Source organism: Sandarakinorhabdus sp. DWP1-3-1, assembly GCF_049896705.1.
Classification (GTDB): domain Bacteria; phylum Pseudomonadota; class Alphaproteobacteria; order Sphingomonadales; family Sphingomonadaceae; genus Sandarakinorhabdus.
In genome coordinates, this window is sequence record NZ_JAFCUV010000001.1 from 722267 (window position 1) to 745896 (window position 23630).

Annotated in this window: 26 protein-coding genes, 3 tRNA genes and 1 riboswitch; of the genes, 20 read left to right on the plus strand and 9 right to left on the minus strand. The window is 66.7% G+C overall.

Features of this window, described 5'->3' with window-relative positions:
- Positions 1–69: 69 nt before the first annotated feature.
- Both thiC and ACP7AI_RS03335 read right to left on the minus strand, forming a co-directional pair.
- On the minus strand, positions 70–1911 hold the full coding sequence (gene thiC / locus ACP7AI_RS03330; RefSeq protein ID WP_426164046.1) for a phosphomethylpyrimidine synthase ThiC: 1842 nt from the start codon (positions 1909–1911) through the stop codon (positions 70–72).
- 27 nt (positions 1912–1938) lie between these two features.
- A riboswitch (TPP riboswitch) is annotated at positions 1939–2047 on the minus strand.
- Positions 2048–2055: 8 nt separating this feature from the next.
- A complete protein-coding gene (locus tag ACP7AI_RS03335; protein ID WP_426166544.1) occupies positions 2056–2751 on the minus strand; it encodes a sterol desaturase family protein in 696 nt (231 codons plus the stop codon).
- A gap of 178 nt (positions 2752–2929) precedes the next feature.
- Between ACP7AI_RS03335 and ACP7AI_RS03340 the strand changes: the two genes are divergently transcribed.
- Entirely contained in the window at positions 2930–4387 is a 1458-nt protein-coding gene (locus ACP7AI_RS03340; RefSeq protein WP_426164049.1) for a hypothetical protein, read from the plus strand.
- Between the two features lie 22 nt (positions 4388–4409).
- On the opposite strand, the gene ACP7AI_RS03345 is transcribed toward ACP7AI_RS03340, so the two are convergent.
- Both ACP7AI_RS03345 and ACP7AI_RS03350 read right to left on the minus strand, forming a co-directional pair.
- Positions 4410–4485 (minus strand) — tRNA-Ala (locus ACP7AI_RS03345).
- Positions 4486–4582: 97 nt separating this feature from the next.
- Positions 4583–4656, minus strand: a tRNA-Gln gene (locus ACP7AI_RS03350).
- A 180-nt stretch (positions 4657–4836) separates the two neighbouring features.
- Here ACP7AI_RS03350 and ACP7AI_RS03355 point away from each other — a divergent pair.
- From ACP7AI_RS03355 to aguB, 5 genes are all read left to right on the plus strand, one after another.
- A complete protein-coding gene (locus ACP7AI_RS03355; RefSeq protein WP_426164052.1) occupies positions 4837–5937 on the plus strand; it encodes a Ppx/GppA phosphatase family protein in 1101 nt (366 codons plus the stop codon).
- A complete protein-coding gene (locus ACP7AI_RS03360; RefSeq protein WP_426164055.1) occupies positions 5934–6668 on the plus strand; it encodes an RlmE family RNA methyltransferase in 735 nt (244 codons plus the stop codon). The genes ACP7AI_RS03355 and ACP7AI_RS03360 overlap by 4 nt, the downstream gene beginning before the upstream one ends.
- A gap of 195 nt (positions 6669–6863) precedes the next feature.
- Entirely contained in the window at positions 6864–8486 is a 1623-nt protein-coding gene (locus tag ACP7AI_RS03365) for a M28 family peptidase (protein ID WP_426164057.1), read from the plus strand.
- Positions 8483–9454 carry an agmatine deiminase family protein gene (locus tag ACP7AI_RS03370; protein WP_426164059.1) on the plus strand — a complete coding sequence of 324 codons (972 nt, stop codon included), beginning with the start codon at positions 8483–8485 and terminating at the stop codon, positions 9452–9454. The genes ACP7AI_RS03365 and ACP7AI_RS03370 overlap by 4 nt, the downstream gene beginning before the upstream one ends.
- Positions 9455–9460: 6 nt before the next feature.
- Positions 9461–10327, plus strand: a complete 867-nt coding sequence (gene aguB / locus ACP7AI_RS03375; protein ID WP_426164061.1) for an N-carbamoylputrescine amidase — start codon at positions 9461–9463, stop codon at positions 10325–10327.
- On the opposite strand, the gene ACP7AI_RS03380 is transcribed toward aguB, so the two are convergent.
- From ACP7AI_RS03380 to ACP7AI_RS03390, 3 genes are read right to left on the minus strand one after another with little or no spacing between them, the layout of a single operon-like run.
- Positions 10300–10950: a lambda-exonuclease family protein gene (locus ACP7AI_RS03380; RefSeq protein ID WP_426164064.1), complete on the minus strand. Its 651-nt coding sequence runs from the start codon at positions 10948–10950 to the stop codon at positions 10300–10302. The genes aguB and ACP7AI_RS03380 overlap by 28 nt on opposite strands.
- The gene (locus ACP7AI_RS03385) at positions 10947–12248 is read right to left on the minus strand and encodes a DUF418 domain-containing protein (RefSeq protein ID WP_426164066.1); all 1302 of its coding nucleotides are present in this window, start codon (positions 12246–12248) and stop codon (positions 10947–10949) included. The genes ACP7AI_RS03380 and ACP7AI_RS03385 overlap by 4 nt, the downstream gene beginning before the upstream one ends.
- The gene (locus ACP7AI_RS03390; protein ID WP_426164068.1) at positions 12245–12946 is read right to left on the minus strand and encodes a uracil-DNA glycosylase; all 702 of its coding nucleotides are present in this window, start codon (positions 12944–12946) and stop codon (positions 12245–12247) included. The genes ACP7AI_RS03385 and ACP7AI_RS03390 overlap by 4 nt, the downstream gene beginning before the upstream one ends.
- 28 nt (positions 12947–12974) lie before the next feature.
- Here ACP7AI_RS03390 and folK point away from each other — a divergent pair, with 28 nt between their 5' ends.
- From folK to ACP7AI_RS03445, 11 genes are all read left to right on the plus strand, one after another.
- Entirely contained in the window at positions 12975–13463 is a 489-nt protein-coding gene (folK, locus tag ACP7AI_RS03395; RefSeq protein ID WP_426164070.1) for a 2-amino-4-hydroxy-6-hydroxymethyldihydropteridine diphosphokinase, read from the plus strand.
- Between the two features lie 48 nt (positions 13464–13511).
- Positions 13512–13587 (plus strand) — tRNA-Lys (locus tag ACP7AI_RS03400).
- A gap of 61 nt (positions 13588–13648) precedes the next feature.
- The gene (locus ACP7AI_RS03405; protein ID WP_426164072.1) at positions 13649–14365 is read left to right on the plus strand and encodes a GGDEF domain-containing protein; all 717 of its coding nucleotides are present in this window, start codon (positions 13649–13651) and stop codon (positions 14363–14365) included.
- A 57-nt stretch (positions 14366–14422) separates the two neighbouring features.
- The gene (locus ACP7AI_RS03410; protein ID WP_426164075.1) at positions 14423–15229 is read left to right on the plus strand and encodes a dienelactone hydrolase family protein; all 807 of its coding nucleotides are present in this window, start codon (positions 14423–14425) and stop codon (positions 15227–15229) included.
- Positions 15226–15654, plus strand: a complete 429-nt coding sequence (locus ACP7AI_RS03415; RefSeq protein ID WP_426164077.1) for an FKBP-type peptidyl-prolyl cis-trans isomerase — start codon at positions 15226–15228, stop codon at positions 15652–15654. The genes ACP7AI_RS03410 and ACP7AI_RS03415 overlap by 4 nt, the downstream gene beginning before the upstream one ends.
- A 23-nt stretch (positions 15655–15677) precedes the next feature.
- Positions 15678–16139, plus strand: coding sequence for a GNAT family N-acetyltransferase (locus tag ACP7AI_RS03420; protein WP_426164080.1), 462 nt, complete (start codon positions 15678–15680; stop codon positions 16137–16139).
- Positions 16140–16243: 104 nt separating this feature from the next.
- On the plus strand, positions 16244–17380 hold the full coding sequence (locus ACP7AI_RS03425) for a patatin-like phospholipase family protein (RefSeq protein WP_426164082.1): 1137 nt from the start codon (positions 16244–16246) through the stop codon (positions 17378–17380).
- Complete coding sequence (locus ACP7AI_RS03430; protein ID WP_426164084.1) at positions 17377–18168, plus strand: 3-hydroxybutyrate dehydrogenase; 792 nt, start codon at positions 17377–17379, stop codon at positions 18166–18168. The genes ACP7AI_RS03425 and ACP7AI_RS03430 overlap by 4 nt, the downstream gene beginning before the upstream one ends.
- Before the next feature lie 91 nt (positions 18169–18259).
- Positions 18260–18472, plus strand: coding sequence for a DUF2945 domain-containing protein (locus ACP7AI_RS03435; protein ID WP_426164086.1), 213 nt, complete (start codon positions 18260–18262; stop codon positions 18470–18472).
- Positions 18473–18475: 3 nt separating this feature from the next.
- The gene (locus tag ACP7AI_RS03440) at positions 18476–18787 is read left to right on the plus strand and encodes a hypothetical protein (protein ID WP_426164089.1); all 312 of its coding nucleotides are present in this window, start codon (positions 18476–18478) and stop codon (positions 18785–18787) included.
- 59 nt (positions 18788–18846) lie between these two features.
- On the plus strand, positions 18847–20493 hold the full coding sequence (locus ACP7AI_RS03445) for an acetolactate synthase large subunit (protein WP_426164091.1): 1647 nt from the start codon (positions 18847–18849) through the stop codon (positions 20491–20493).
- Positions 20494–20509: 16 nt separating this feature from the next.
- Here ACP7AI_RS03445 and ACP7AI_RS03450 read toward each other — a convergent pair whose 3' ends face one another.
- Positions 20510–20782 (minus strand): hypothetical protein, encoded by a 273-nt coding sequence (locus ACP7AI_RS03450; protein WP_426164093.1) that lies wholly within the window; start codon positions 20780–20782, stop codon positions 20510–20512.
- A gap of 160 nt (positions 20783–20942) precedes the next feature.
- Between ACP7AI_RS03450 and ACP7AI_RS03455 the strand changes: the two genes are divergently transcribed.
- Both ACP7AI_RS03455 and ACP7AI_RS03460 read left to right on the plus strand, forming a co-directional pair.
- Positions 20943–21815, plus strand: coding sequence for a class I mannose-6-phosphate isomerase (locus tag ACP7AI_RS03455; RefSeq protein ID WP_426164096.1), 873 nt, complete (start codon positions 20943–20945; stop codon positions 21813–21815).
- Positions 21815–22138, plus strand: a complete 324-nt coding sequence (locus ACP7AI_RS03460) for a hypothetical protein (protein ID WP_426164098.1) — start codon at positions 21815–21817, stop codon at positions 22136–22138. The genes ACP7AI_RS03455 and ACP7AI_RS03460 overlap by 1 nt, the downstream gene beginning before the upstream one ends.
- Position 22139: 1 nt before the next feature.
- On the opposite strand, the gene ACP7AI_RS03465 is transcribed toward ACP7AI_RS03460, so the two are convergent.
- Positions 22140–22931, minus strand: coding sequence for an NUDIX hydrolase (locus ACP7AI_RS03465; RefSeq protein ID WP_426164101.1), 792 nt, complete (start codon positions 22929–22931; stop codon positions 22140–22142).
- A gap of 78 nt (positions 22932–23009) precedes the next feature.
- On the opposite strand from ACP7AI_RS03465, the gene ACP7AI_RS03470 reads away from it, so the two are divergent.
- Positions 23010–23621 carry a DUF4126 domain-containing protein gene (locus ACP7AI_RS03470; RefSeq protein ID WP_426164103.1) on the plus strand — a complete coding sequence of 204 codons (612 nt, stop codon included), beginning with the start codon at positions 23010–23012 and terminating at the stop codon, positions 23619–23621.
- Positions 23622–23630 lie beyond the last annotated feature (9 nt).

Below are 23630 nucleotides of genomic sequence, written 5' to 3' on the forward strand. Positions count from 1 at the left end.
ACGCTCCTAGTGTGGTCGCCGATACTCGCTACCGTCAATCGTCGTAGAGAGACATTTTAGCGGCAATTGTCACTCCGCCGCCGGCAAATAAATCTCCCCACCCTTGGCCCGGAACTCGGCGCTCTTCTCGGCCATCCCGGCCTCCAGCATCGCATCCGTGTTCTGCTTCGCCGCATAATCCCGCACGTCCTGCGTGATCTTCATGCTGCAGAACTTCGGGCCGCACATCGAGCAGAAATGGGCGACCTTGGCGCCTTCCGCCGGCAGGGTCTCGTCGTGGTATTTGAGGGCGGTTTCGGGGTCGAGCGACAGGTTGAACTGGTCGCGCCAGCGGAAGTCGAAGCGGGCGCGGCTGAGGGCGTCGTCGCGGAGTTGGGCGGCGGGGTGGCCCTTGGCGAGGTCGGCGGCGTGCGCGGCGAGCTTGTAGGTGATGACGCCGACCTTGACGTCGTCGCGATCGGGCAGGCCGAGATGCTCCTTTGGCGTCACATAGCAGAGCATTGCGCAGCCGAACCAGCCGATCATCGCGGCGCCGATGCCGCTGGTGATATGGTCGTAGCCCGGCGCGATGTCGGTGGTGAGCGGCCCGAGCGTATAGAAGGGCGCCTCGCCGCAGGTTTCGAGCTGCTTGGTCATGTTGACCTTGATCTTGTGCATCGGGACATGGCCCGGGCCCTCGATCATCACTTGGCAGTCATGCTTCCAGGCGATCTGGGTGAGTTCGCCGAGGGTTTCCAGCTCGGCGAATTGCGCGCGGTCGTTGGCGTCGGCGATGCTGCCGGGGCGCAGACCGTCGCCGAGGCTGAACGACACGTCATAGGCGCGCATGATCTCGCAGATGTCCTCGAAATGGGTGTAGAGGAAATTCTCCTTGTGGTGGCTGAGGCACCATTTGGCGAGGATGCTGCCGCCGCGGGAAACGATGCCGGTGACGCGGTTGGCGGTCATCGGCACATAGGCAAGCCTGACACCCGCGTGGATGGTGAAATAGTCGACGCCCTGTTCGGCCTGTTCGATCAGCGTGTCGCGGTACACCTCCCAGGTCAGGTCCTCGGCGATGCCGCCGACTTTCTCCAGCGCCTGGTAGATCGGCACGGTGCCGATGGGGACGGGGGAGTTGCGCAGGATCCATTCGCGGGTGTTGTGGATGTTGCGGCCGGTGCTGAGGTCCATGACATTGTCGGCGCCCCAGCGGGTGGCCCAGACCATCTTTTCGACTTCCTCGGCGATGCTCGACGCAACGGCGCTGTTGCCGATGTTGGCGTTGATCTTGACGAGGAAGTTGCGGCCGATGGCCATCGGTTCGGCTTCGGGGTGGTTGATGTTCGACGGGATGATGGCGCGGCCGCGGGCGATCTCGCTGCGCACGAATTCGGGGGTGACATAGTCGGGAATCTCGGCGCCGAAATCCTCGCCGTCGCGGATGTGGCCGGCTACTGCCGCGCGGCCGATATTCTCGCGGATGGCGACATATTCCATCTCGGGCGTGATGATGCCGCGGCGGGCATAGGCGATCTGGGTGACGGCCTTGCCGTCCCTGGCGCGCCAGGGGGTGCGGTTGACGTGCGGAAATTCAGGCGTTTCGGGCTGTTTCAGGCCGCCGAAGATGCCGTTGTCCTCGGGCTTGACCTCGCGGCCGGCGTAGCGCTCGCAATCGCCGCGCGCTTCGATCCAGGGCAGGCGCAGCGCCGGCAGGCCGGCGGCGATGTCGATGCGGGCGGTGTCGTCGGTATAGGGCCCGCTGGTGTCGTAGATGCGGACCGGCGGCTCGTTGGCGCTGGGCTCGAGCACGACCTCGCGCATGGCGACGCGAATATCGGGAAACAGCGTGCCGGCGACATGGACCTTGCGGCTGCCGGGCAGGGCGCCGGTGGTGACGGGCATTTCGATCTTGGAATTGATGTCGGCCATGTCGAGCACTCCACAAAAGGGGAGTGCGGGCAGGTGCCACGCCCTCCCTACGCCGGTGCAAACCGGATCAGGTTCAGCGGGTCGCAGCGTGCACGCTGCCTCTCAGCCGGTGATACCGGCCCCCCGGGATAGCCAGTGTAGCTTCTATCGCCTGAAGTTGGCCAGCCCTTTGTCCGTCCCGCATAATTTGTCCCAGAAGCGGAAATACAGGCCATAATTGCAGGTGTAGCGCTTGTGGTGTTCCTCGTGGTGGCTCGCCGTGATGATGTGGCGGCCGAACCAGCCGTCGACCCAGCGGGCGGGAAACATCTCCCACCCCATGTGGTTGGTGACGCCCATGACCGTCGCGACGGTAAGGACGACGGCGAGCGCGCTGAGATGGATGGGGATGACGAAGACGATGAGCGGGATGACGAGGGCGCCGGACAGCGCCTCCCATGGCGAAAAGCTCATGGCGGCCCAGGCGGTGGGGGGTTTCGACGCGTGGTGAATGGCGTGGACACGGGCGAACAGCGCCGGGGCATGCATCCAGCGGTGGGTCCAGTAGAACCAGCTATCGTGGAGGAACAGGTAGAGCGCGACGCTGACCGGCCACCAGAGCGCGTCGCCGAGGCCGAAGTCGGTGTAGATGCGGGTGAGATCCTGGAAGCGCCAGGCAGCAAGCATCAGCCCGGCGGGCAGGCCGTAGATCAGCGCGGAGACGATCGACCAGCGGATTTCGGCGCGGACCTGGCGGCGCCGGCGCGCCGGATCGGCGGGCCCGGCGACGATGCCACGGCGGGCGGTCCACCAGGCAAAGCCGCCGCTCGCCGCGAAATAGCGGGCGATGACGATCGCCATCGTCTGCAGCGTGGCGATGGCAAAGGGCAGGACGGTGGCGGACACGCCGATGTCATTGCCCGCTGCCGGGGCGGGGTTCAAGGTGCGCGGTGTCGCGCCATGGCGACGATTCCCGAATTTTCCAATTGAAACAGTGCCGGGCAGACCGTAATCCGGTTGTGGGGCACGGGGGACGGGCATGCGTATCGGGGAATTGCTGGTGGCGGCGCGTCTGGTGACGCCCGGTCAAATCGATGCGGCGCTGCAGCTGCAGTCGAGCGAGGGTGGACGGCTCGGGCAGAAACTGATCGATATCGGCGCCATCGACCAGGCAACGCTGGACAAGTTTTCGCACCAGATCCCCAAGGCGCCGGTATCGATCGCCGAAACCGGCATCAGCGAGACCGAGCTGCTAAACCTGCTGTTGAAGACCGTGCTGTCGGGCGGCCTGGAGACACTGGCCGCCTGCAGCGAGGCGATGCGGCTGCCGACGGCGATCATGGCCGAACTGTTCGACTCAGGGGTGCGCAACCAGCTGTTCAACGGCCTCGGCCAGGCGATGGGTGGCGGTGGCATGCGCTATGGCCTGACCGAAAAGGGCCGCAAGCGCGCGGTGGAGGCGCTGGAAGCGTCGAGCTATGCCGGCGCGGCGCCGGTGACGCTGACGAGCTATACCCATTGGCTCGAGCTGCAGAAGGTCACCAACGAGAATATCGACTGGGCCGGCATCCAGGCCGCGTTTGCCGACCTGCAGATCGCCGATGCCTTTGTCGACCAGATCGGGCCGGCGATCCGGTCGGGGCGCCCGGTGCTGCTGTACGGCCCGCCGGGGAACGGCAAGACGTCGACGGCGCAACGGCTGAGCCGGGTATTCAAGGACGTCATCCATGTGCCGCACGCGGTGATGATCGATGGCCAGATCATGCGGGTGTTCGATCCCGACGTGCACGAGCCTGTCGACAAGAAACCGAAATCGGCGCTGCTCACGGTCTCGCTGTTTGCCGAGGATTTCGACGAACGCTGGGTGGCATGCAAGCGGCCCTTCATCGTCACCGGCGGCGAACTGACACTGGAGATGCTCGACCTGCGCTATGAGCCGACGGCGAATTTCTACGAGGCGCCGCTGCATGTGAAGGCGGCGGGGGGCTGTTTGCTGATCGACGATTTCGGCCGCCAGATCGTGACCCCGACGGCGCTGCTCAACCGCTGGATCGTGCCGCTGGAAAGCCGTGTCGATTACATGAAGCTGCACACCGGCAAGAGCTTCAAGCTGCCGTTCGAGGCGATCGTCATCTTTTCGACGAACCTGGCCCCGGCCGACCTGATGGACCCGGCGTTCCTGCGGCGCATCCCGTACAAGCTGGAGGTCGGCGCCCCGCCGCTGGCGCTGTACAAGCGCATCTGGGCCGATGTATCGGCGGCGCATGGCCTGGGGGAGGCATTCAACGACGCGGTATTCGATGATATCGTGGCCAAGCTGGGTGCAAAAAACGTGCCGCTGGCGGCGTACCAGCCGCGTTTCCTGATCGAACAGATCGTGGCGGCGTGCCGGTTCAAGGCGATGCCGATGGATTTCCACGTCGAATTTGTCGATTATGCGCTGAGCAACCTGTCGATCGGTGGCGATGCACCGCCGGGCACGCTGGCGAAAGTCTGATTGCGAGCCCTGAACGGGTCGTTGGTGGAGCAAGGGAGGATCGAACTCCCGACCTCAGCAGTGCGATTGCTGCGCTCTCCCATCTGAGCTATTGCCCCACAGCGACGGAAGGCGGCCCGTATAGGGGCGGCCACCGCGCGATGCAACGGGGGTTTTGCGGGCGTTTTCGCATTTTCCGGGCTGGCGCTGGCGGGCTGGATGCCCCGCGAGGATTCGAACCTCGATAAACGGAGTCAGAGTCCGTTGTCTTACCGTTAGACGACAGGGCAATAGGCCGGCTGCCAGCGGAAGCGCCGTCTAGGCAGGACCGGCGGCCAAGTCAATTGCCTGTTGCCCTATCGGCCGCCGTTGGCCGCATATTTGCATTGGCGGGGCTGCCGCACTAGCGTGTCGACAGGTTCCGGCGCCCTGTTCTGGGTGGCCGGTGAAGAATGGGATTACAGACTGCAATGTCGGCCCCGGCATCATCGCCGCCCGACACGGTAACCCCGCCAGGGGCGGGGGCCGTGGAATGGGCACCGTCACGCGATAGCGCCGGGCGCCGGATGCAACGGGGCCCCGCCTTGCGCCGCGGCCATACCTATGGCGCACTCGATCTCGGCACCAACAACTGCCGGCTGCTCATCGCACGGCCGGGACCGCAAGGCTTCATCATCGTCGATGCCTATTCCCGCGTCGTCCGTCTGGGCGAGGGATTGCTCGAGGCCGGGCGGCTGTCGGATGCCGCCATGGACCGGACGGTTGCGGCGCTCGCCGCCTGCGCCGACAAGCTGTCGCGGCGCGACGTGCGCCTGACCCGCAATGTCGCCACCGAAGCCTGTCGCCGTGCCGCCAATGGGGCGCGCTTTGTCGAGCGGGTGTTCGACGAGACGGGCATCGCCCTCGATGTGATCAGCGCGGCGGAGGAGGCGAGGCTGGCGGTGCTTGGCTGCCACATGCTGATCGCCGCCGATGGCCCGCCGGCGCTGGTATTCGACATCGGCGGCGGCTCGACCGAATTGATGCTGGTCGCCCCCGGCTCCGTGAACGGCGGCGAGCCCGATATTCTGGAGTGGGTCAGCCTGCCCTGGGGCGTGGTTTCGCTGGCGGAAACCGAGCCACAATGGCCGGGCGCGGAGGATCGCCTGCGCGGTTATGAACGCATGCTGCAGCGGGTCGGGCCGATGCTCGACGGCTTTCGCGAGCGGCTGGTGGCGCGCGGCGTGCGCGACGTGCAGCTGCTCGGCACGTCGGGGACGATCACGACGCTGGCGAGTGTCGAACTCGGCTTGCCGGGCTATGATCGGCGTCAGGTCGATGGCTGTGCGGTCGACAATGCGCCGCTGCTGGCACTGTGCCGGCGCATCGCGCTGCAAAGCGTGCAGGAGCGGGCGCGGGTGGCGTGCATCGGGCCCGACAGGGCGGAGTTGATCGTCGCCGGCTGCGCCATCCTGGAAGCGATCCTGGCGCGCTGGCCGGGCGGCGACGTACGGGTGGCCGATCGGGGCATCCGCGAAGGTATCCTGCGGACCCTGATGGGCCGCGACGGCGTCTGGGCAGCAGGTAAATGACGGTCACGAGCGGCAAGGGTGGCAAGGGGGGCGGCAGCGCCGGCGGGGGGCCGGGCGGCACCGGCGGCCGCTCGCGCGGCGGCAAGGTCAAGGTGAAGAACGCCCATCGGCGCACGACGTCGTCGAACCAGTGGCTCGCCCGGCATCTTAACGACCCCTATGTCGCCGCCGCCAAGGCCGCCGGCTATCGCAGCCGGGCGGCGTTCAAGCTGAAGGAACTCGATGCGCAATTTTCGCTGCTGAACCAGGTCGAGCGGGTTGTCGACCTGGGTGCGGCGCCGGGTGGTTGGTGCCAGGTGGTGCTGGAAAGGCGGCCGCGGGCGACGGTGGTGGGGATCGATCTGCTGCCGATCGAGCCGATCACGGGGGTGACCTTGTTCGAGAAGGACATTCTCGACGACGACACGGAAAGCGTGCTGCTTGCGGCGCTGGGCGGCCAGGCGGATATCGTGTTGTCGGATATGGCGGCGAATACCGTCGGCCATCAGATGACCGATTACCTGCGCACCATGGGGTTGATCGAAGCCGGGCTCGACATGGCGGGGCGGCTGCTGCGGCCGGGCGGGGCATTCGTTGCCAAGGTGCTGGCCGGGGGCGGCGACGGCGCGCTGACGGCGCTGCTGAAACAGTCGTTCACCACCGTGAAGCATGTGAAGCCGCCGGCCAGCCGCAAGGGGTCGAGCGAATGGTATGTGGTGGCGCAGGGGTTCAAGGCGACGACCGAGGGGTGAACTGGTTGCATCTGTCACCCCGGCGCATGCCGGGGCCCACAAATTCACAATTGCCATGTGGTTCGTGTGCGTACGGGCGACATCGATCGTGGTTCATGGGCCCCGGCCTGCGCCGGGGTGACAATGGGGTGGATTTAGCTGCTCCCCCATCCTCGCCCGTTGCGTCGCGCCGTCATGGCTGGCAAGCACTCCGCCATGAAAACGCTCGCGCTCGCCCTGCTCCTTGCTTCCGTCCCGGCCGCCGCCATCTCGGTGGACCAGCTTAAGCTCGACACGAAGACGCTGTCGTCCGACGCCTTCGAGGGCCGGGCGCCGGGCACGGCGGGGGAGGCGAAGACCGTCGATTATCTGATCAGCCGCATGAAGGCGATCGGGCTGCAGCCGGGCAACAAGGGGCAGTGGACACAGGATGTCCCGCTGGCGGCGATCACGCTCGATCCCAAGGTGACATTGACCTTTGCTGGTGGGGCAGCGCCGATCACGCTGAACTACATCGACGACATGGTGGTTTGGACAAAGCGGCAGGTCGAGCGGCAGGTTCTCGCCAATGCGCCGGTGGTGTTCGTCGGCTATGGCATCAACGCACCCGAGCGCGGCTGGAACGATTACGCCGGTGCCGATGTGCGCGGCAAGACGGTGATCATCCTGGTCAACGATCCCGATTGGGAGACCGGGGCGGCGGGCAAGGATGCCGGGCTCTTCGAGGGCCGGGCGATGACCTATTACGGCCGCTATTCGTACAAGTATGAGGAAGCCATGCGCCAGGGGGCGGCGGCGGCAATCATCATTCATGATACGGAGCCGGCGGCGTATCCGTTCAGCGTCATCACCTCGACGGCGCGGGCGCCCAAGATCGATCTCGATCTGCCCGACAAGGGCATGAAGCGCGTCGGTGTCGAAGGCTGGATGACCAAGCCGGCGGCGACGCAGGTGCTGGCGGCGGCGGGACTCGACTTGGCGGCCCTGATGGCGGCGGCGAAGGTCAAGGGCTTCAAGGCGGTCGAGACCAGGCTGACGGCGTCGGCGACGCTCGACAACAGCATCACCCGGTCGCTGTCCAAGAATGTCATGGGCATATTGCCCGGCGCGTCGCGGCCGGACGAGGTGGTGCTCTATTCGGCGCATTGGGACCATCTCGGCCGCTGCGCCGCCAATGCCGCGGGTGACGACATCTGCAACGGCGCGGTCGACAATGCCTCGGGCACCGCCGGCATGCTGGCGATCGCGGCGGATTTTGCTGCCGGCAAGCGCCCGGCGCGGTCGGTGCTGTTCGTCGCGGTTACCGCCGAGGAATCGGGCCTGCTCGGATCGCGCTGGTATGCCGAAAACCCGGTCTATCCGCTCGGCCGGACTGTCGGCGGGGTCAACATGGACAGCCTCAACGTCATCGGCCGCATGGATGGGCTGACGGTGGAAGGCGCCGGCAAGTCGGAACTGGAGGCGATGGCGTTGCGGCTGGCGCGGGCGCAGGGTCGCACGCTGCGGGCCGAGGCCACGCCGGAGAAGGGCTTTTACTTCCGGTCGGATCATTTCAGCTTTGCCAAACTGGGCGTGCCGATGCTGGCGGCGGGCAGCGGCGGTGAACTGGTCGGCAAGCCAAAGGGGTCGGCGGCCGCGGCGGTGGCGCGTTTCGGCAAGGATTATCACCAGCCGTCGGACGAATATTCGCCCGACTGGGACTGGTCGGGGGCGGTGCAGGATCTGGAGCTGTACAAGGGGCTGGGGCTCGAGCTCGCCAATGGCAGCGCCTGGCCGAACTGGTTCACCGACAGCGAGTTCCGCGCCATTCGCGATGCCTCGCGGAGCGCCGCCAAGTGACCGCGCGCCAGCCCGCGGAATGGATGCCGCACGCCGCGACCTGGACGGCATTCCCCAGCGCCGCCGACCTGTGGGAAGATGACCTCGAACCGGCGCAGGCCGAAGTTGCCGCCATGGTGCGGGCGATCGCCGCGGGGGAACGCGTCGAGCTGCTGGTGGCGAACGACGCCGCGATGGCCGTGGCGCGCGACCTGCTGGCGGGCTGCGACGTCGGCTTCCACGCCTACGGCTTTGGCGACATCTGGCTGCGCGACACTGGCCCGTTGTTCATGGCATCGCCGGTCGGCGCCGCGGCGGCCGGGTTCCGCTTCAACGGCTGGGGTGGCAAATACGACCTGGCCGGCGACGATGGCGTTGCGGCGTTCGTGGCACAGGCCGCCGGCGTGCCGCTGGCGCGGCATGGCTGGGTGCTGGAGGGCGGCGCCATCGATTGCGACGGCACCGGGCTCGCGGTGACCACCGAGCAATGCCTGCTCAACCCCAACCGCAACCCCAGGATGGACATCACCGAGATCGAATCGCACCTGCGCCGCGATCTCGGGATCGACCGGGTGCTGTGGCTGGGGGACGGCCTGCTCAACGACCATACCGACGGCCATGTCGATAACCTGGCGCGCTTCGTTGCGCCGGGGGTGCTGGCGCTGCCGGTGCCGGCGGCGGACGACCCCAATCATGCCGTGCTGGTCGATGCGCACGACCGGGCGCGCGATTTCGGGCTCGATATCGTCGGCGTGCCTTCACCCGGCCGGGTGGAGCGCGACGGCGAGATCGTGCCGGCGAGCCATATGAACTTCTACATCGGCAACAACGTGGTCGTCGTGCCGACCTATGGCGCGGCGTCGGACGCTGCCGCGGTTCGGGCGATCGGCGCGCTGTTTCCGGGCCGGGATTGCATCGGGCTGCGCGCGGACCATATTTTGACCGGCGGCGGCAGTTTTCATTGCATCACCCAGCAGCAGCCGGCTTGAGGATCCATGACGCGTAACATCACCGTTGCCGGGCTCCAGCTCGCCTTCACCGGCGTGCGCGATACCGATATCGCCCACACTGCCGTGGCCGTGCGCGCCGCTGCCGCCGCGGGCGCGCAGGTCATCCTGCCGCCCGAGCTGTTCGAGGGGCATTATTTCTGCCGCCACGAGGACGAGAGCCTGTTCGCCAATGCGCTGCCGCTCGACAAGCACCCGGCGGTCGCGACCATGCAGCAGGTTGCGCTGGAGACGAAGACGTATATCCCGACGAGCTTCTTCGAGCGCGATGGACCGCATCATTACAACAGCCTCGCGATGATCGACGATGGCGGCAACATCATGGGCGTCTATCGGAAAAGCCATATTCCCGATGGCCCGGGCTATGAGGAGAAATTCTATTTCCGGCCCGGCAACACCGGCTTCAAGGTGTGGCCGACGAAGCATGGTGTGGTGGGCGTCGGCATCTGCTGGGACCAATGGTATCCGGAGACGGCGCGGGCGATGATGCTGCAGGGCGCCGAAGTGCTGATGTTCCCGACTGCGATCGGCAGTGAGCCGCACGATCCCAACCTCGACACGCGGCGCATGTGGCGACGGGCGATGCAGGGCCATGCCGTGTCGAACGTCGTGCCGGTGGTGGCATGCAATCGCGTCGGCACCGAGGAGGCGGGGACGCCGCATGCGCAGACCTTTTATGGCACGAGCTTCATAGCCGACCAGCGCGGGGATATCATGTCGGAGGTCGGCGACGCCGGCGAGGGGCAGGTGCTGGCGACATTCGACCTCGACCTCGCGGCCAAACATCGCGCGGCGTTCGGCTTTTTCCGCGATCGGCGGCCGGATCTCTATGGGCGGCTGGCAGTCGACGCCTGACGCGCGGCGAGGACGCGGGCCCAGAAGTCGGCGCCGCGCACGTTGAGCCGTTCTATATAGACCTCGTCGCGCCATTCGGTGATGAGCAGCGGCGGCCGGCCGGGGCACCAGACCCAGAAATCGATGCTCGGGTAGCCGGTGACGGCGAGGGTCTGCTGGAGCTGGCCGATGTAATGGCCGGGGACGCGGCCGGAACGGGCGACTTCGCTGTAGGTCGCTTGGCCGCACTTGATCTCGAGGGCGCGGCCGGCGGCGGGATCGAGGCCGTCGAGGCTGGCGCGCTGCCAGGGGCGGGCGATGGAGACGAGGCAACAGGGCGCGACGGCGCTGCCATGGGCGGCAATGTAGAGCCGGCGGGCCTGGGCCTCCAGGCCCGTATCGCGGGGCGGCGGCGGGGCACCGAACAAGTCGGCGACGACGGGCGCCGGGCGCGGGCGGCGGCCTGAAAGCAAACGAGCCGGGCCGTAGCGCGGCGGGGCGACCTTCTCGGCAAACAGCGCGGCCGGGGAGCGCCAGGGGTTCTCGCCCATCAGCGCTGGGGCGTCGGAGCCGCCGATGCCGTCGTGGCGCCAGCGCAGCCACGGGATGCTCCCCTGGTCATGGTCGATGACCTGAAAGCTCATGAGAGCGGCTCGGTACCGGTGCGAAGCGGCTGGGGCGCGGCATAGGACAGGCTTTTCCACAGCCATTCGAGCGGCCCCGTGGCAAACAGCTTCAGCCACAGGTTGGCGATGATGATCTGGCTGACGATGATGGCGGTGGCGAGGGCGAACAGCTGGCCAAAGCCCAATTTCCCGAACAGCCCGAGGAACGGCCAGCCGAACAGCACCACGGCCGCCGCCGAGGCGCCCATGTAGGTCGACAGCGGCAACCGGCCATTGGCCTCGAACGGCCTGAGCATGATCTTGCCGAGGCCGGTCGACAGCGCCAGCGTGACGCCGCCGATGTGCCCCAGCGTGATCGGCAGGCGGGCCAGTCCGAAGGTCACCATGCCGATATCGGGCAAGGCGTCGAAACGCAGCTGGGCGACGGTCGCGGGCACGCGCAGGGCCAGGCCGATGCCATAGCCGGCGACCAGCAGCAGCACAAAGGTGGCGCGGCTCGCCCGGCCCTGGATGATGCCCCATTTGAACAACGCCATGCCGATCATCATGGTGCCGAACGCTTCGATGACATTTTCCCAGTAGATGCCGACTTCGGTGAACTCGACAGAAACCCAGGCCTTGATGCGGGCGGCGGCATAGGCTGCGAACGGCCCTTTCATGCGGGCCTTTTCGGCCTTGATGATGGCAGGATCGATGCCCCGCGCCTCGGCCTGGGCGGCGCCCCATTTCGCCAGCACGGCCTTGTCGGCGTCGCCGAGTCTTTCGCCGCCGGCGAGCCGGTCACCGGCGGCCGTGGCGGCGGTCGCCAGCGCGGCGCGCTCGCGATACTCGATCATGCTGGGGGCCAGCAGGCCGAGGTTGACGGCGATGCCGAGGCCGAGCAGCCAGCGGGAGCGGAGGCGGCGGAACGGGAAGATCAGCAACGCCGCGGTGCCGTAGGCAAAGAGGATATCGCCTTCCCACAGGAAAACGACGCCATGGGCGATGCCGAAGACCATCAGCCACATGTTGCGGCGCATGTGCAGGTCGGCCACCGCCACCGGGCCGTCGGGCGTCATGGCATGGCGCGCCATGATCAGCACGCCGGCGCCGAACAGCAGTTCCAGAAGGCCGCGCTGCGTGCCATCGAGCAGCCGGTTCACCCACCAGGCCGCCTGGTCGAAGCCGTTCCAGCTGACCCGGTTGGGGAAATACTCGGGGTTCGAGAAATCCCCCATATACTGGATATTCATGTACAGGATGAGCAGGATGGCAAGGCCGCGCAGCACGTCGAGCTGGGCGATACGCTCGTTGGCGGCGATGCGTGCGAGGTTCATCCGCGCTCCCGTTCGGCCAAGGCGGTGGCGAAGACAGCCTCGAACATTTCCGCCGTCAGCCGGCCGGTGTTGGTGTTGTAGCGGCTACAATGGTAGCTATCGATCAGCACGATGCCGCTGGGCAGGCGGTGGAGGTTGTTGTGGCCGAACGGATATTTCGGCAGCTTGCCGCCGATGGCCTTGATTGTCGACTGGTGGGCGATCTGGCCCAGCGCGATGATGACCTTCAGGTTCGGCAGCGTCTTCAGCCGCTCGACGAGGAACGGACGGCAGGCGTGGATCTCGCTTGGGTCGGGCTTGTTCTGCGGCGGCACGCAGCGGACCGAGTTGACGATGATGGCGCCTTCGAGCGCCAGGCCGTCGTCGCTGCGCGCTTCGTAGGTACCGCTGGTAAAGCCGAACTTTTCGAGCGTGGCATAAAGCAGCAGCCCGGCCCAATCGCCGGTGAACGGCCGGCCGGTGCGGTTGGCACCCTGCAGTCCCGGGGCAAGGCCGGTGATGGCCAGCCAGGCATCGGGATCCCCGAAGGCCGGCACCGGCGCATTCCACCAGCCGGGGTGGCGCTCGATATTGGCGTTGCGGAAGCCGACGAGGCGGGGGCAGATCGGGCAGTCGCGCGGCGCGTCGCCCGGTTGCGGCACATGGCCGGGCCAGGGCTCGGCAGGCGGCGTCACGGCAGGAGCAGGTTCGATTTCCATGGCGCCAGCGTGTAGGCGCAACGGGGCCATGGCAACAACCATCCTGATCGCGCTCGGCTCCAATCGCCGCCACGGCCGCCATGGCCGGCCGGAGGGTGTTGTCAGTGCAGCGATCGCGGCGCTGACGGCTGCCGGTCTGGCGGTGACGGCACGGTCGCGCACGCATCCGACGGCACCGCTGGGGCCGGGCGGCCGGCGCTTTGCCAATGCCGTGGTGACAGTCACGAGCGCTTTGCCACTGGCCGACGTGCTGTTGCTCATCAAGCGCATCGAGCACGATTTCGGCCGACGCGGCGGGCGGCGCTGGGGTGACCGGGTGCTCGATCTCGACATCATCGGGGCCGGTGCCGCGGTGGTGCGATCGGGCCCCTTGCAGGTGCCGCATCCCCGCCTGGCCGGACGGCGCTTCGTGCTCGATCCGCTGGTCGAGGTGGCGCCGATGTGGCGGCATCCGGTGCGCAACCTGACGGCGAGACAGTTGCGCGCGCGCGCAATGCGGCCTAAAGCCCGCGGCTGATTACGGTTCGGCTACGGTGCCGGGCCGTATCGAAGCTGTCATGGCTTCGGGCCCATAGCTCAATCGGTAGAGCGCGCGCCTTTTAAGCGCTAGGTCGCGGGTTCGAATCCCGCTGGGCCCACCAACTTTTGCGGAGCGACGGGTGAAGGTTCGGGACGTCGACCAGTCAATGCAGGCCTGAACGGGTGGCACCCGGCTGGAAGATATTACTTTCCGTCGGCTTCTCGCTTGTCGCGACGTTGTTGACGATGCTTGTGGTGGCGTCGCTGCCCGGCACCGACCCGGTGGCAACGGAATGGTGGCTGGTCGGGATGATCCTGCCGGTGCTGGTATCGACGCCCATCACGGTGATCCTGGTCCGCCAATCGGAATCGATCCGGCGGCTCAATGCCGAGCTGACCGAAGCCTATTCCAGCCTGCAACGCACCGCGGAAACCGACCATCTGACCGGGGTCGCCAATCGTGCCGCCTTCGAAGCGCGGGTAACCCGGTTGCAGGCGCGTCGACCCGGCTGGTTCCTGATCGTCGATATCGATCATTTCAAGATCATCAATGACAGCAACGGCCATGCCATCGGCGACGCGGCGCTGGTTGCCGTGGCGCGGGCAATCATCGACACCGTCGGCCCCGACGATATCGTCGCCCGCATCGGCGGGGAGGAATTTGCCATCTACCTGCCGGTCGGCAGCAGCGCCGCGGCGCTGTGGCTGGCCGAACAGATCCGCCACGCTGTCGGCGCGCTGCGCATCATCGGCGAAGATGGCGACGCGATTCCGCTGGCGGTCAGCATCGGCGTCGCCGGCGGGCCCGGGTTGACCGTTGCCGCCGGGATGCAGGCCGCCGATCGCGCGATGTACCACGCCAAGCAGAATGGCCGCGACCGGGTGCAACTGGCAGGCTGAAACGCTGCGTGACCTGGCGGCAGCGCCCGGCTACCGAGGGCAAGGGGGGACGTGCACATGCCATTGGCCGATTATCAGTTATCCGATTTTACGGCAGTGCCGTTCACCAGGCCGGTCTACCGGCGCGGGTCGGGGCCGGCAGTCATCGTCATCCACGAAGTACCGGGGCTGCACCCGCTGGTCGTCGCATTCGGCGACAGGCTGGTCGAGGCCGGCTTCACGGTGTTCATGCCCAGCCTGTTCGGCACGCCGGGAAAGCCGGTCACCAAGGCCTATGCCATCGGCCAGATCCTGCTCAACATCTGCATACGCCGTGAATTCCATACCTGGAGCGGCGGCAAGTCTTCGCCGATCGTCGACTGGCTGCGGGCACTGGCGCGGCATGCCCATGAAGAATGCGGCGGTCCCGGGGTGGGCGCGGTCGGCATGTGCTTCACCGGCGGCTTCGCGCTGGCGATGATGACCGAGCCCAGCGTCATCGCGCCGGTGTTGTCACAGCCGTCGCTGCCGCTGCGAGGCGGCGACAAGGGGGCCATCGATGTGTCGCCGGCGGAGGTCGCTTGCGCGCGGGGGCGCTTTGAAATGGAGAACCTGTCGATGCTCGGCCTCAGGTACAAATCGGACGGGCTGGTGCCCGATGCGCGTTTCGACCGCTATGCCTATGAGTTCGGCGAGCGTTTCGAGACTGTCGAGCTCGACGATGCCGATGCGCGACCCGGCACCGGCATGGCACCGCATTCGGTGCTGACCATCCATCTGCCGGAAAGCGGGCCCGGCAAGGCCGCCGAAACGCGCACGATTGATTTCTTTCGCCACCGGCTCGGGCTATCAGGCCGCGACGCCATCGAGGAGACCCTGCCATGACCGCCGCCAACGTTGCCGCCCTTGCCGCCGCGATCGCCAGCCTGGTCGCCACCACTGCCGGCGCGTCGGTCGCACCTGTCGTACTGGCGAGCGGGACATCGATTACCGATGTGAAGGTCGGCAAGGGCGCGGAAGCGGCACCGGGCCAGATTGTCAGCGTCCATTACACGGGGTGGTTGTACCAGGACGGGCGCCGCGCCGCGAAGTTCGATTCCTCGCGTGACCGCAACGAGCCTTTCGCCTTTGCACTGGGCGCCGGCCAGGTCATCCAGGGCTGGGACGAAGGCGTCGCCGGCATGAAGATCGGCGGCAAGCGCACGCTGATCATCCCGGCGGCGGCGGGCTATGGCGATCGCGGCGCGGGTGCCGACATTCCGCCGGGCGCGACGCTGATCTTCGACGTGGAGCTGATGGGCGTCGAGTAGCGCCGGGCCACGGGGCGGCGCGGATGTTCGCGATTCGCGAGGATGACCTGGCCGGTGCCGAGGTGCGGGCGCTGCTGGCGCTGCACCTGGCCGGCATGCACGCGAGTTCGCCGCCGGGGGCGGTGTTTGCGCTCGACCTGTCGGGCCTGGCGGCGCCCGAGGTCACGGTGTGGACTGCGTGGCGCGGCGACCGGTTGGCGAGCGTCGGCGCCATCAAGATGCTGGCGGATGGCAATGCCGAGGTGAAGTCGATGCGCACCCACCCGGAATTTGCACGGCAGGGGGCTGCGACGGCGATCCTGGTCACGATAATGGCGGCCGCCCGCGCCCGTGGTGCAAGGCGTCTGAGCCTTGAAACGGGCACCGGCGCGGCGTTCGATGCCGCATTGCAACTGTATCGACGGCACGGTTTTCGCAATGGCCCGGCGTTCGGCACCTATCAGGCGAGTGCATTCAATCAGTTTCTGCATGTTGAGCTGATCTAGATCGACGGACGCCACGTTGTCGTGCCCATGCGCGGACGGCAAAACAGGCCATCGCAACGGCGGCCGGAATTGGCTATGCCGCACCTGCGAAGACAGGAGCAGGGATGTCGGACGGCGAGAATGCGGCAATGTGTGTGCTGGTGCTGCAGGGCGGCGGTGCGCTCGGCAGCTACCAGGCCGGGGTGTTCGAGGCGCTGACCGAGGTCGACATGTGCCCGGACTGGGTTGCCGGCATCTCGATCGGCGCCATCAATGCGGCATTGATTGCCGGGAATCCGGTCGAGAAGCGGGTCGCCCGGCTTACCGAATTCTGGGACCTGGTGACGTCGGGAGTGACCGCGGACGCGCCGATGCTGGGCGACGGCATTCGCAAGCAATGGAACCAGATCGCCGCGGCGATGACCGTGGCCCAGGGGGCGCCCGGATTCTTCAAGCCGATCTGGCCACCGGTCGTGCCCTGGCTGAAGGGGCCGATCGGTTATTATGACACGGCGCCGCTACGGGCGACGCTGGAGCGGCTGGTCGACTGGGACCTGCTCAACGACGGCCCGGTACGAGTGTCGGTCGGCACGGTCAACGTCGAGACCGGCAACTTCCGCTATTTCGACAATCGCGAGCAACGGCTTGGACCCGAGCACATCATGGCATCGGGCGCGTTGCCGCCGGGATTCCCGCCGGTGCTGATCGACGGCGAATACTGGTGGGACGGCGGGCTGGTGTCGAACACGCCGCTCGATCATGTGCTCGAAGTCGAGCAGGAGCGTGATCTGATGATTTTCCAGGTCGACCTGTTCCCGTCGCGCGGGCCGATGCCGGAAACCATCGGCGAGGCCGAGGAGCGGGTGAAGGATATCCGTTTTTCCAGTCGTACACGGCAGAATACCGACAGCAATGTCCGGATGCTGCGGGCACGGACAGCGTTCAAGGGGTTGGTCGCCAAGCTGCCGCCGGAACTGCGCGACAGCGAGGAAGTGCGCGTGCTGTCGGAGATTGCTCGTGAGAACCGCATCACCATCGCCCAGCTGATCTATCGCGACAAGAGCTGGGCCGGCGAGGCCAAGGATTACGAGTTCAGCCGCGCCACCATGGCGGAACACTGGCTGCACGGTCGTGAGGACGTCATGCGCACCGTCCATGATGCCGCCTGGATGGCGCAGCCGATGCAGCAGGGCACCGTCGTCTACGACCTGACCCGACCCGACGCCAGTATTCCCCAACTGACCCGACAGGTGAAATCATGACCAAGATGCTCGCTGGCAATACGGCGCTCGTGACCGGATCGACGAGCGGGATCGGCCTCGCCATGGCGACGGCACTGGCGGCCGAAGGTGCCGACATCATCATCAACGGCTTTGGCGACGCGGCGGTAGTGGAGGCGGAGCGGGCAAAGCTTGAAGCAAGCCACGGTGTCAGGGCGTTTTATTCACCCACAGACATGACCGATGGCGACGCCATTGCTGCCATGTTTGCCGACGCGGCGACCCGGTTCGGCGGTGTCGACATTCTCATCAACAATGCCGGCATCCAGCATGTCGCGCCGATCGACGAGTTCCCGGTCGACAAATGGAACCAGATCATCGCGCTCAACATGTCGGCGGCCTTCCATGCGATGCGCGCCGTCATTCCGCAGATGAAGGCGAAGAAATGGGGCCGCATCATTTCCACGGCGAGCGCCCACAGCAAGGCCGCGAGCCCGTTCAAATCGGCCTATGTCACCGCCAAGCACGGGCTTGCTGGCCTCACCAAGACCGCGGCGCTGGAAGTGGCGACCCATGGCATTACCGTCAACGCGATCAGCCCGGGCTATGTCTGGACGCCGCTGGTCGAAAAGCAGATCCCCGACACCATGGCGGCGCGCGGGCTGACGCGCGAACAGGTCATCAACGACGTGCTGCTGGAAGCGCAGCCGACCAAGGAGTTCGTGACCAGCGAACAGGTCGCTTCGCTCGCGGTCTATCTGTGCTCCGACGCCGCGGCGCAGATCACCGGTGCCAATCTGTCGATCGACGGGGGCTGGACAGCAGCCTGATTCGCGGCATCCTGGTTTGACCTGCGACCGAAGGCAGCGGTGGGAACAGGGCCGCGCCAGCGGACGTTGCCGTCCCGAAGGGAGACGGACAATGGCAGACAAGAGCTTCAAGGCCGGCGACAAGGTCGAATGGGAGTCGTCGGGCGGTCATTCGGTCGGCAAGGTGGTCAGGAAGATCACCGGTACCGCCAAGGTAAAGGGCCATGTCGCCAAGGCGACCAAGGACAAGCCGGAATATCTGGTGAAGTCGGACAAGAGCGGCGGCGAGGCGATCCACAAACCCGACGCGTTGAAAAAGGCCTGAGCCATGGCTGGGCACAAGCCGCCTGAGACCGTGGCAAAAGCCGCCGCCAAGGGCCTGGAGCTGCGCGCCAGGTTCAACCGCGGCGGCACCGATGTCGGGGTCCACCGGGCCGAACAGTTGCAGGCCCGCCGGCCGGTCAGCGACGACGACATCACGGCGATCAGCAGCTATTTCAAGCGTCATGCCGTCGACAAAGAGGCCAAGGCCCATGAATGGGGCGATGATGACGACCCGTCGGCGGGTTATATCGCGTGGCTGTTGTGGGGCGGCGATGCCGGCGAACGCTGGGCCGACGATATCAAGGCCGGGCGTTAAGCGGGCTATTCACCGGCGCCGGCAGCGGCCATCATGGCACCTTAACCAGGGGATGCGTGATGACCAAGGCTTCCGACCTGCTGGTACAGTGCCTGGAGAATGAAGGCTGCGAGTATGTTTTCGGCGTGCCCGGCGAGGAGAACCTCGATTTCCTCGACAGCCTGTCGCGATCGACACAGATCCGCCTGATCCTGACACGGCACGAGCAGGGCGCCGGCTTCATGGCGGCGACCTATGGCCGGCACACGGGCAAGGCCGGTGTGTGCCTGGCGACCCTGGGGCCGGGTGCAACCAACCTTGTCACTGCGGCCGCCTATGCAACACTTGGCGGCATGCCGATGCTGATGATCACCGGGCAGAAACCCATCAAGAAATCGAAGCAGGGTCGTTTCCAGATTCTCGATGTCGTCGACATGATGCGGCCGATCACCAAATATACGCATCAGTTGGCGTCGGCCGACAACATCCCGGCGCGAACGCGCGAGGCGTTCCGCCTGGCGCAAGAGGAAAAGCCTGGCGCGACACACCTCGAGCTGCCCGAGGACATCGCGCATGATCCGACCGATGCGACGCCGATCGCGCCGAGCCACGTGCGCCGCCCGGTGCCCGATGCCAAGGCGATCGCCGCGGCGGTGCGGGCGATCGAGGCGGCGCGTGCGCCGATCCTGGTGATCGGGGCCGGCGCCAACCGGACGATGACGTCGCGGATGCTGAACCTGCTCGTCGACAAGACCGGCATCCCGTTCCTGACAACGCAGCTCGGGAAGGGCGTCATCGACGAACGCCACCCCAAGTTCGTCGGCTGCGCCGCCCTGTCGTCGGGCGATTTCGTTCATGCCGCCATTCGCCATGCCGATCTGATCGTCAACATCGGTCATGATGTCATCGAAAAGCCGCCCTTCTTCATGACGACCGGCGGTACCGATGTCATCCATGTGTCCAACCGATCGGCAGAGGTCGACCCGGTCTATTTCCCGCAAATCGAGGTCATCGGCGATATCGCCAACGCCGTCTGGCAGATCACCGAGGCCATCACCCGGCAGCAGCATTGGGCCTGCTCGCCAATGTTGGCGGCACGCGCGGCAGAGGTGGCGCACCGCGAAGCGGCGGTCACGGACCTGCGCTGCCCGATCTATCCGCAATATCTGGTCGACCAGGTCAGGAAGGCGATGCCGTCTGACGGGATCATCGCGCTCGACAACGGTGTCTACAAATTATGGTTCGCGCGCAACTACACGGCACACCAGGCCAATACGGTGCTGCTCGACAACGCACTGGCGACCATGGGGGCAGGGCTGCCGTCGGCGATGGCGTCGGCGATGGTCTATCCGGGTCGCAAGGTGATGGCGATCTGCGGCGACGGCGGCTTCATGATGAATTCGCAGGAGATGGAGACGGCGGTCAGGCTCGGTCTCGACATCACCGTGCTCATTCTCAACGACAATAGTTACGGAATGATCCGCTGGAAACAGGCGAACATGGGCTTTCGGGACTGGGGGCTCAGCTATGGCAACCCGGATTTCGTCAAATACGCCGAAAGCTATGGCGCGCATGGCCACCGCGTCACAAGCGCCGAAATGCTACCCGACCTGCTTGCGTCGTGCCTGGCAGCCAAAGGCGTGCAATTGATCGAATGCCCGGTCGACTATTCAGATAACGACCGCATCCTCAACAAGGATATCAAGGAATTGAGCGCGGTCCTTTGAACGCTATGTAAAAAGGTCAATTGCCCTGCATGGCCCGCATCCGCTCCATGCCGGACTTCAGCTCGTCCTGGCTGACGAAGCCGTCCTTGTCGGCGTCGAGCAACCGGAACCCCATTTCGCGGCGGCCGGCGGCGAGCCATTCGGCCCTGTCCCACTTGCCATCCTTGTTGGTGTCGGCGGCGACCAGCTTGGCACGTGCCTCTGCCATGCCGGCGGCGTCGGTCGGCGCGGTCTGGGCGGCGGCGGCGTTTGCGGCGAGAACGGCGGCGGCCAGCAGCAAGATGCGCATGTCGATGATCTCCCGGGTTTCAGGTTCGATACGTCGGCGAACCGGCTTTCCCCCGGCTCTGCCCCAGCTGCTCAGACATTGCAAAGCCTGGCTTGGCGCGCCCCGCCAAGCCGGTTAAGAGCGAGCGCATGGTAAATGTGTGCGGGGCTTGAGTGTCTTGATGGCGACGCGGCCCGAAAAGTCATCGAAATTGTTCGGCAATGCGGTGCGCCTGACCCCCGAGCCATGCGAGAAGCCCTGGGGCCGCATCATGCTCGGCCCGTGGGGACTCGAACTCGGCAACGGGCGCCAGCCCATTGGAGAGGTTCATCACCGCGTTGCCGCCGGCGACCCGCCGCTGTTGATCAAGACGTTGTTCACCGGCGAACCGCTGTCGGTGCAGGTGCACCCCGATCAGGCGGGCGCGCAGGCGCGCGGACACCGGCGCGGCAAGGACGAGGCCTGGGTGGTGCTCGCCGCCGAACCCGGCGCCCGGATCGGCAAGGGGTTGGTTCGGGACGGCGACGCGGCGACGCTGCGGGCGGCGGCGCATGACGGCACCATCATGGACATGCTGCACTGGCATGATTGTGCCGCGGGCGATGTTTTCTTCACGCCCGCCGGCACCATCCACGCCATCGGCGCAGGGGTCACGCTGTTTGAAATCCAGCAGAATTGCGACCTGACCTACCGCCTGTTCGACCATGGCCGCGATCGGCCGCTGCACCTCGACGACGGGTTGGCGGTGGCCGATATGCGGGCCTGGGCGCCACCGCAGCCGCTGCCGTCCCCCGGGCCTGGCCGAGAATTGCTGGTGGCCGGGCCAAGTTTCGTGCTCGAGCGCATTGTCACCGCCGGCGGCCAGGTGGTTCCGCCGGTCGGCAGGATTCTCTGGCTTGCCGTGGTTTCGGGCAGCGGCCATATCGGCGCTGACAGGCTGGCCGCCGGCGAGGTCTGGGAGATAACCGCGCCGGTGCACCTCGGCGGCCAGGCCGAATTCCTCCTGGCCTATACCGGTGCCGATCCAGTCGCAGACCTGTGGATGGAAGATTGATGGACCAGATCGCGGCGGCCCAGGCCTGGGTGATGGCACTCGGTGCACGCTATGGTGTGAACCCGGTCGTGTTCGGTGCGATCTATGTCGGCGCGATCCCGTTCTTCTTGCTGTTTACCGGCCTGGCCGTGAAGCGGATACGGGCGCGCCAGTCGGCGGTCCTGCCGATCCTGGCGGCCGGGCTGTGCTTTGTCTCGGCCTATCTCTACCTCGCCATTGTCGGCCGCAACATCCCGGTGTGGGTGTGGATATTCCTCGGCGCGCTGGTCGCTTACGGCGCGTGGAGCGCTGTCCGCAATTTCCGCAAGAAGCTGGCCGGCTGAGCTATTCGCGGCGCACGCTGTCCATGCGCTCCTCGGTTACCGGATAGTCGCAATCCTCCGGGATGATCAGCCACATGGCGCCGTCGCGCTCGACGATCTCGGGCTGGATGAATGGCGGGGCGCGGGTCGCGGCGGCGGCCATGATTGCGGCGACGCTGTCGTACTGGCCGAGGCGCTGCAGATTGCATTTTGTCGGGAACACCAGCGCCGCTGTGCCTGCGGCTTCGTCGGCGAGCACCTGGGCCGCGGTGGTCCAGTGGATCGCCACCGCTTCATGACCGTCGGGCGAGATGGCGGCGCCGGCGGTGTTGCCGGCGTCGGCGAGATAGAAATGCGTATCGAAACGACGCTTGATGGGCGCCGCAGCCGGCGGTTCCCAGCGCGCGAAGGGGATGAAGCGATCGGCGGCCACCTTGTGATCGAGCGCGGCGAGCGTGGCGGCAAACGTGCACGCTTCGGCGCTGTCGGGACCGGTGGCGAGTTCGGCGCGAGCGCGGGCAAGCTGCGCCGGGTCGGCGGCGGCGCCGCTGGTCAGCAGCACGCCGGTTTCCTCCAGCGCTTCACGGCAGCAGGCGATGCGGGCCGAGGCATCGATGTCGTCTAGGCGTTCGAACCCGGTCGCGAGGCGGGGGTCTCGCGCCGTGGTCACATCGGCCGGATCGACCCGGCCGCCGGGAAACACCAGCGCGCCGCCGGCAAAGGCGAGGTTATCGCCACGCTTGATCATCAGGATTTCAGGGCCGGCGGGCGAATCGCGCAGCAGGATCACGGTGGCGGCGAGGATACTGGTCATGGGTCGGACCGTAGGCGCGAAGCCGATCCGTTGCACCCCTGCTGGAAATAAGGGCGCGGCTGTGGGAGGGTCGGCCGCATGAATGCAATCGAAATCCTCGGTCTGGCTGCCAGCCTGAGCCTGCTGGCGGGCTGGCGGCTTTATGCCGCGGTGCTGGCGGCGGGGCTGGCGATGCGGTTCGGCGTGCTCGACATGGTCGGCGTGCCGGCGCTGCCGCATGCACTCGCGGGGCTGCAGGTGCTGTCCAACCCCTGGGTGCTCGGCATCGCGGCGCTGGGGACGGCGGCGGAGTTCCTGGCCGACAAGGTGGCCTGGCTCGACAGCGTCTGGGACACGCTGCACACGTTGGTGCGGCCGGTTGGCGGGGCTCTGCTGGCGCTGGCGGTGGTGTCGCCGGACGACAATGCGCTGGCAGTGGTGGTGTTTCTGCTCGGCGGCGGCGCGGCGCTGGCCTCGCATGCGGCCAAGGCGGGGTCGCGCGCGGTCATCAACGGTTCGCCGGAGCCGGTCAGCAACGTCGTCGTCTCGGTGGCGGAGGACGGGCTGGTGGCGGGCGGGCTGTGGCTGGCGCTGAGCCATCCGCAGTGGGCGGCGGCGCTGGCGCTGGGCCTGGCGGCGCTGGCGGCGGTGCTGCTCTGGTTGGCCTGGCGGATCCTGGGGCCGCTGTGGCGCCGGCTGTGGCGGGCCTGAAGCGCTTGG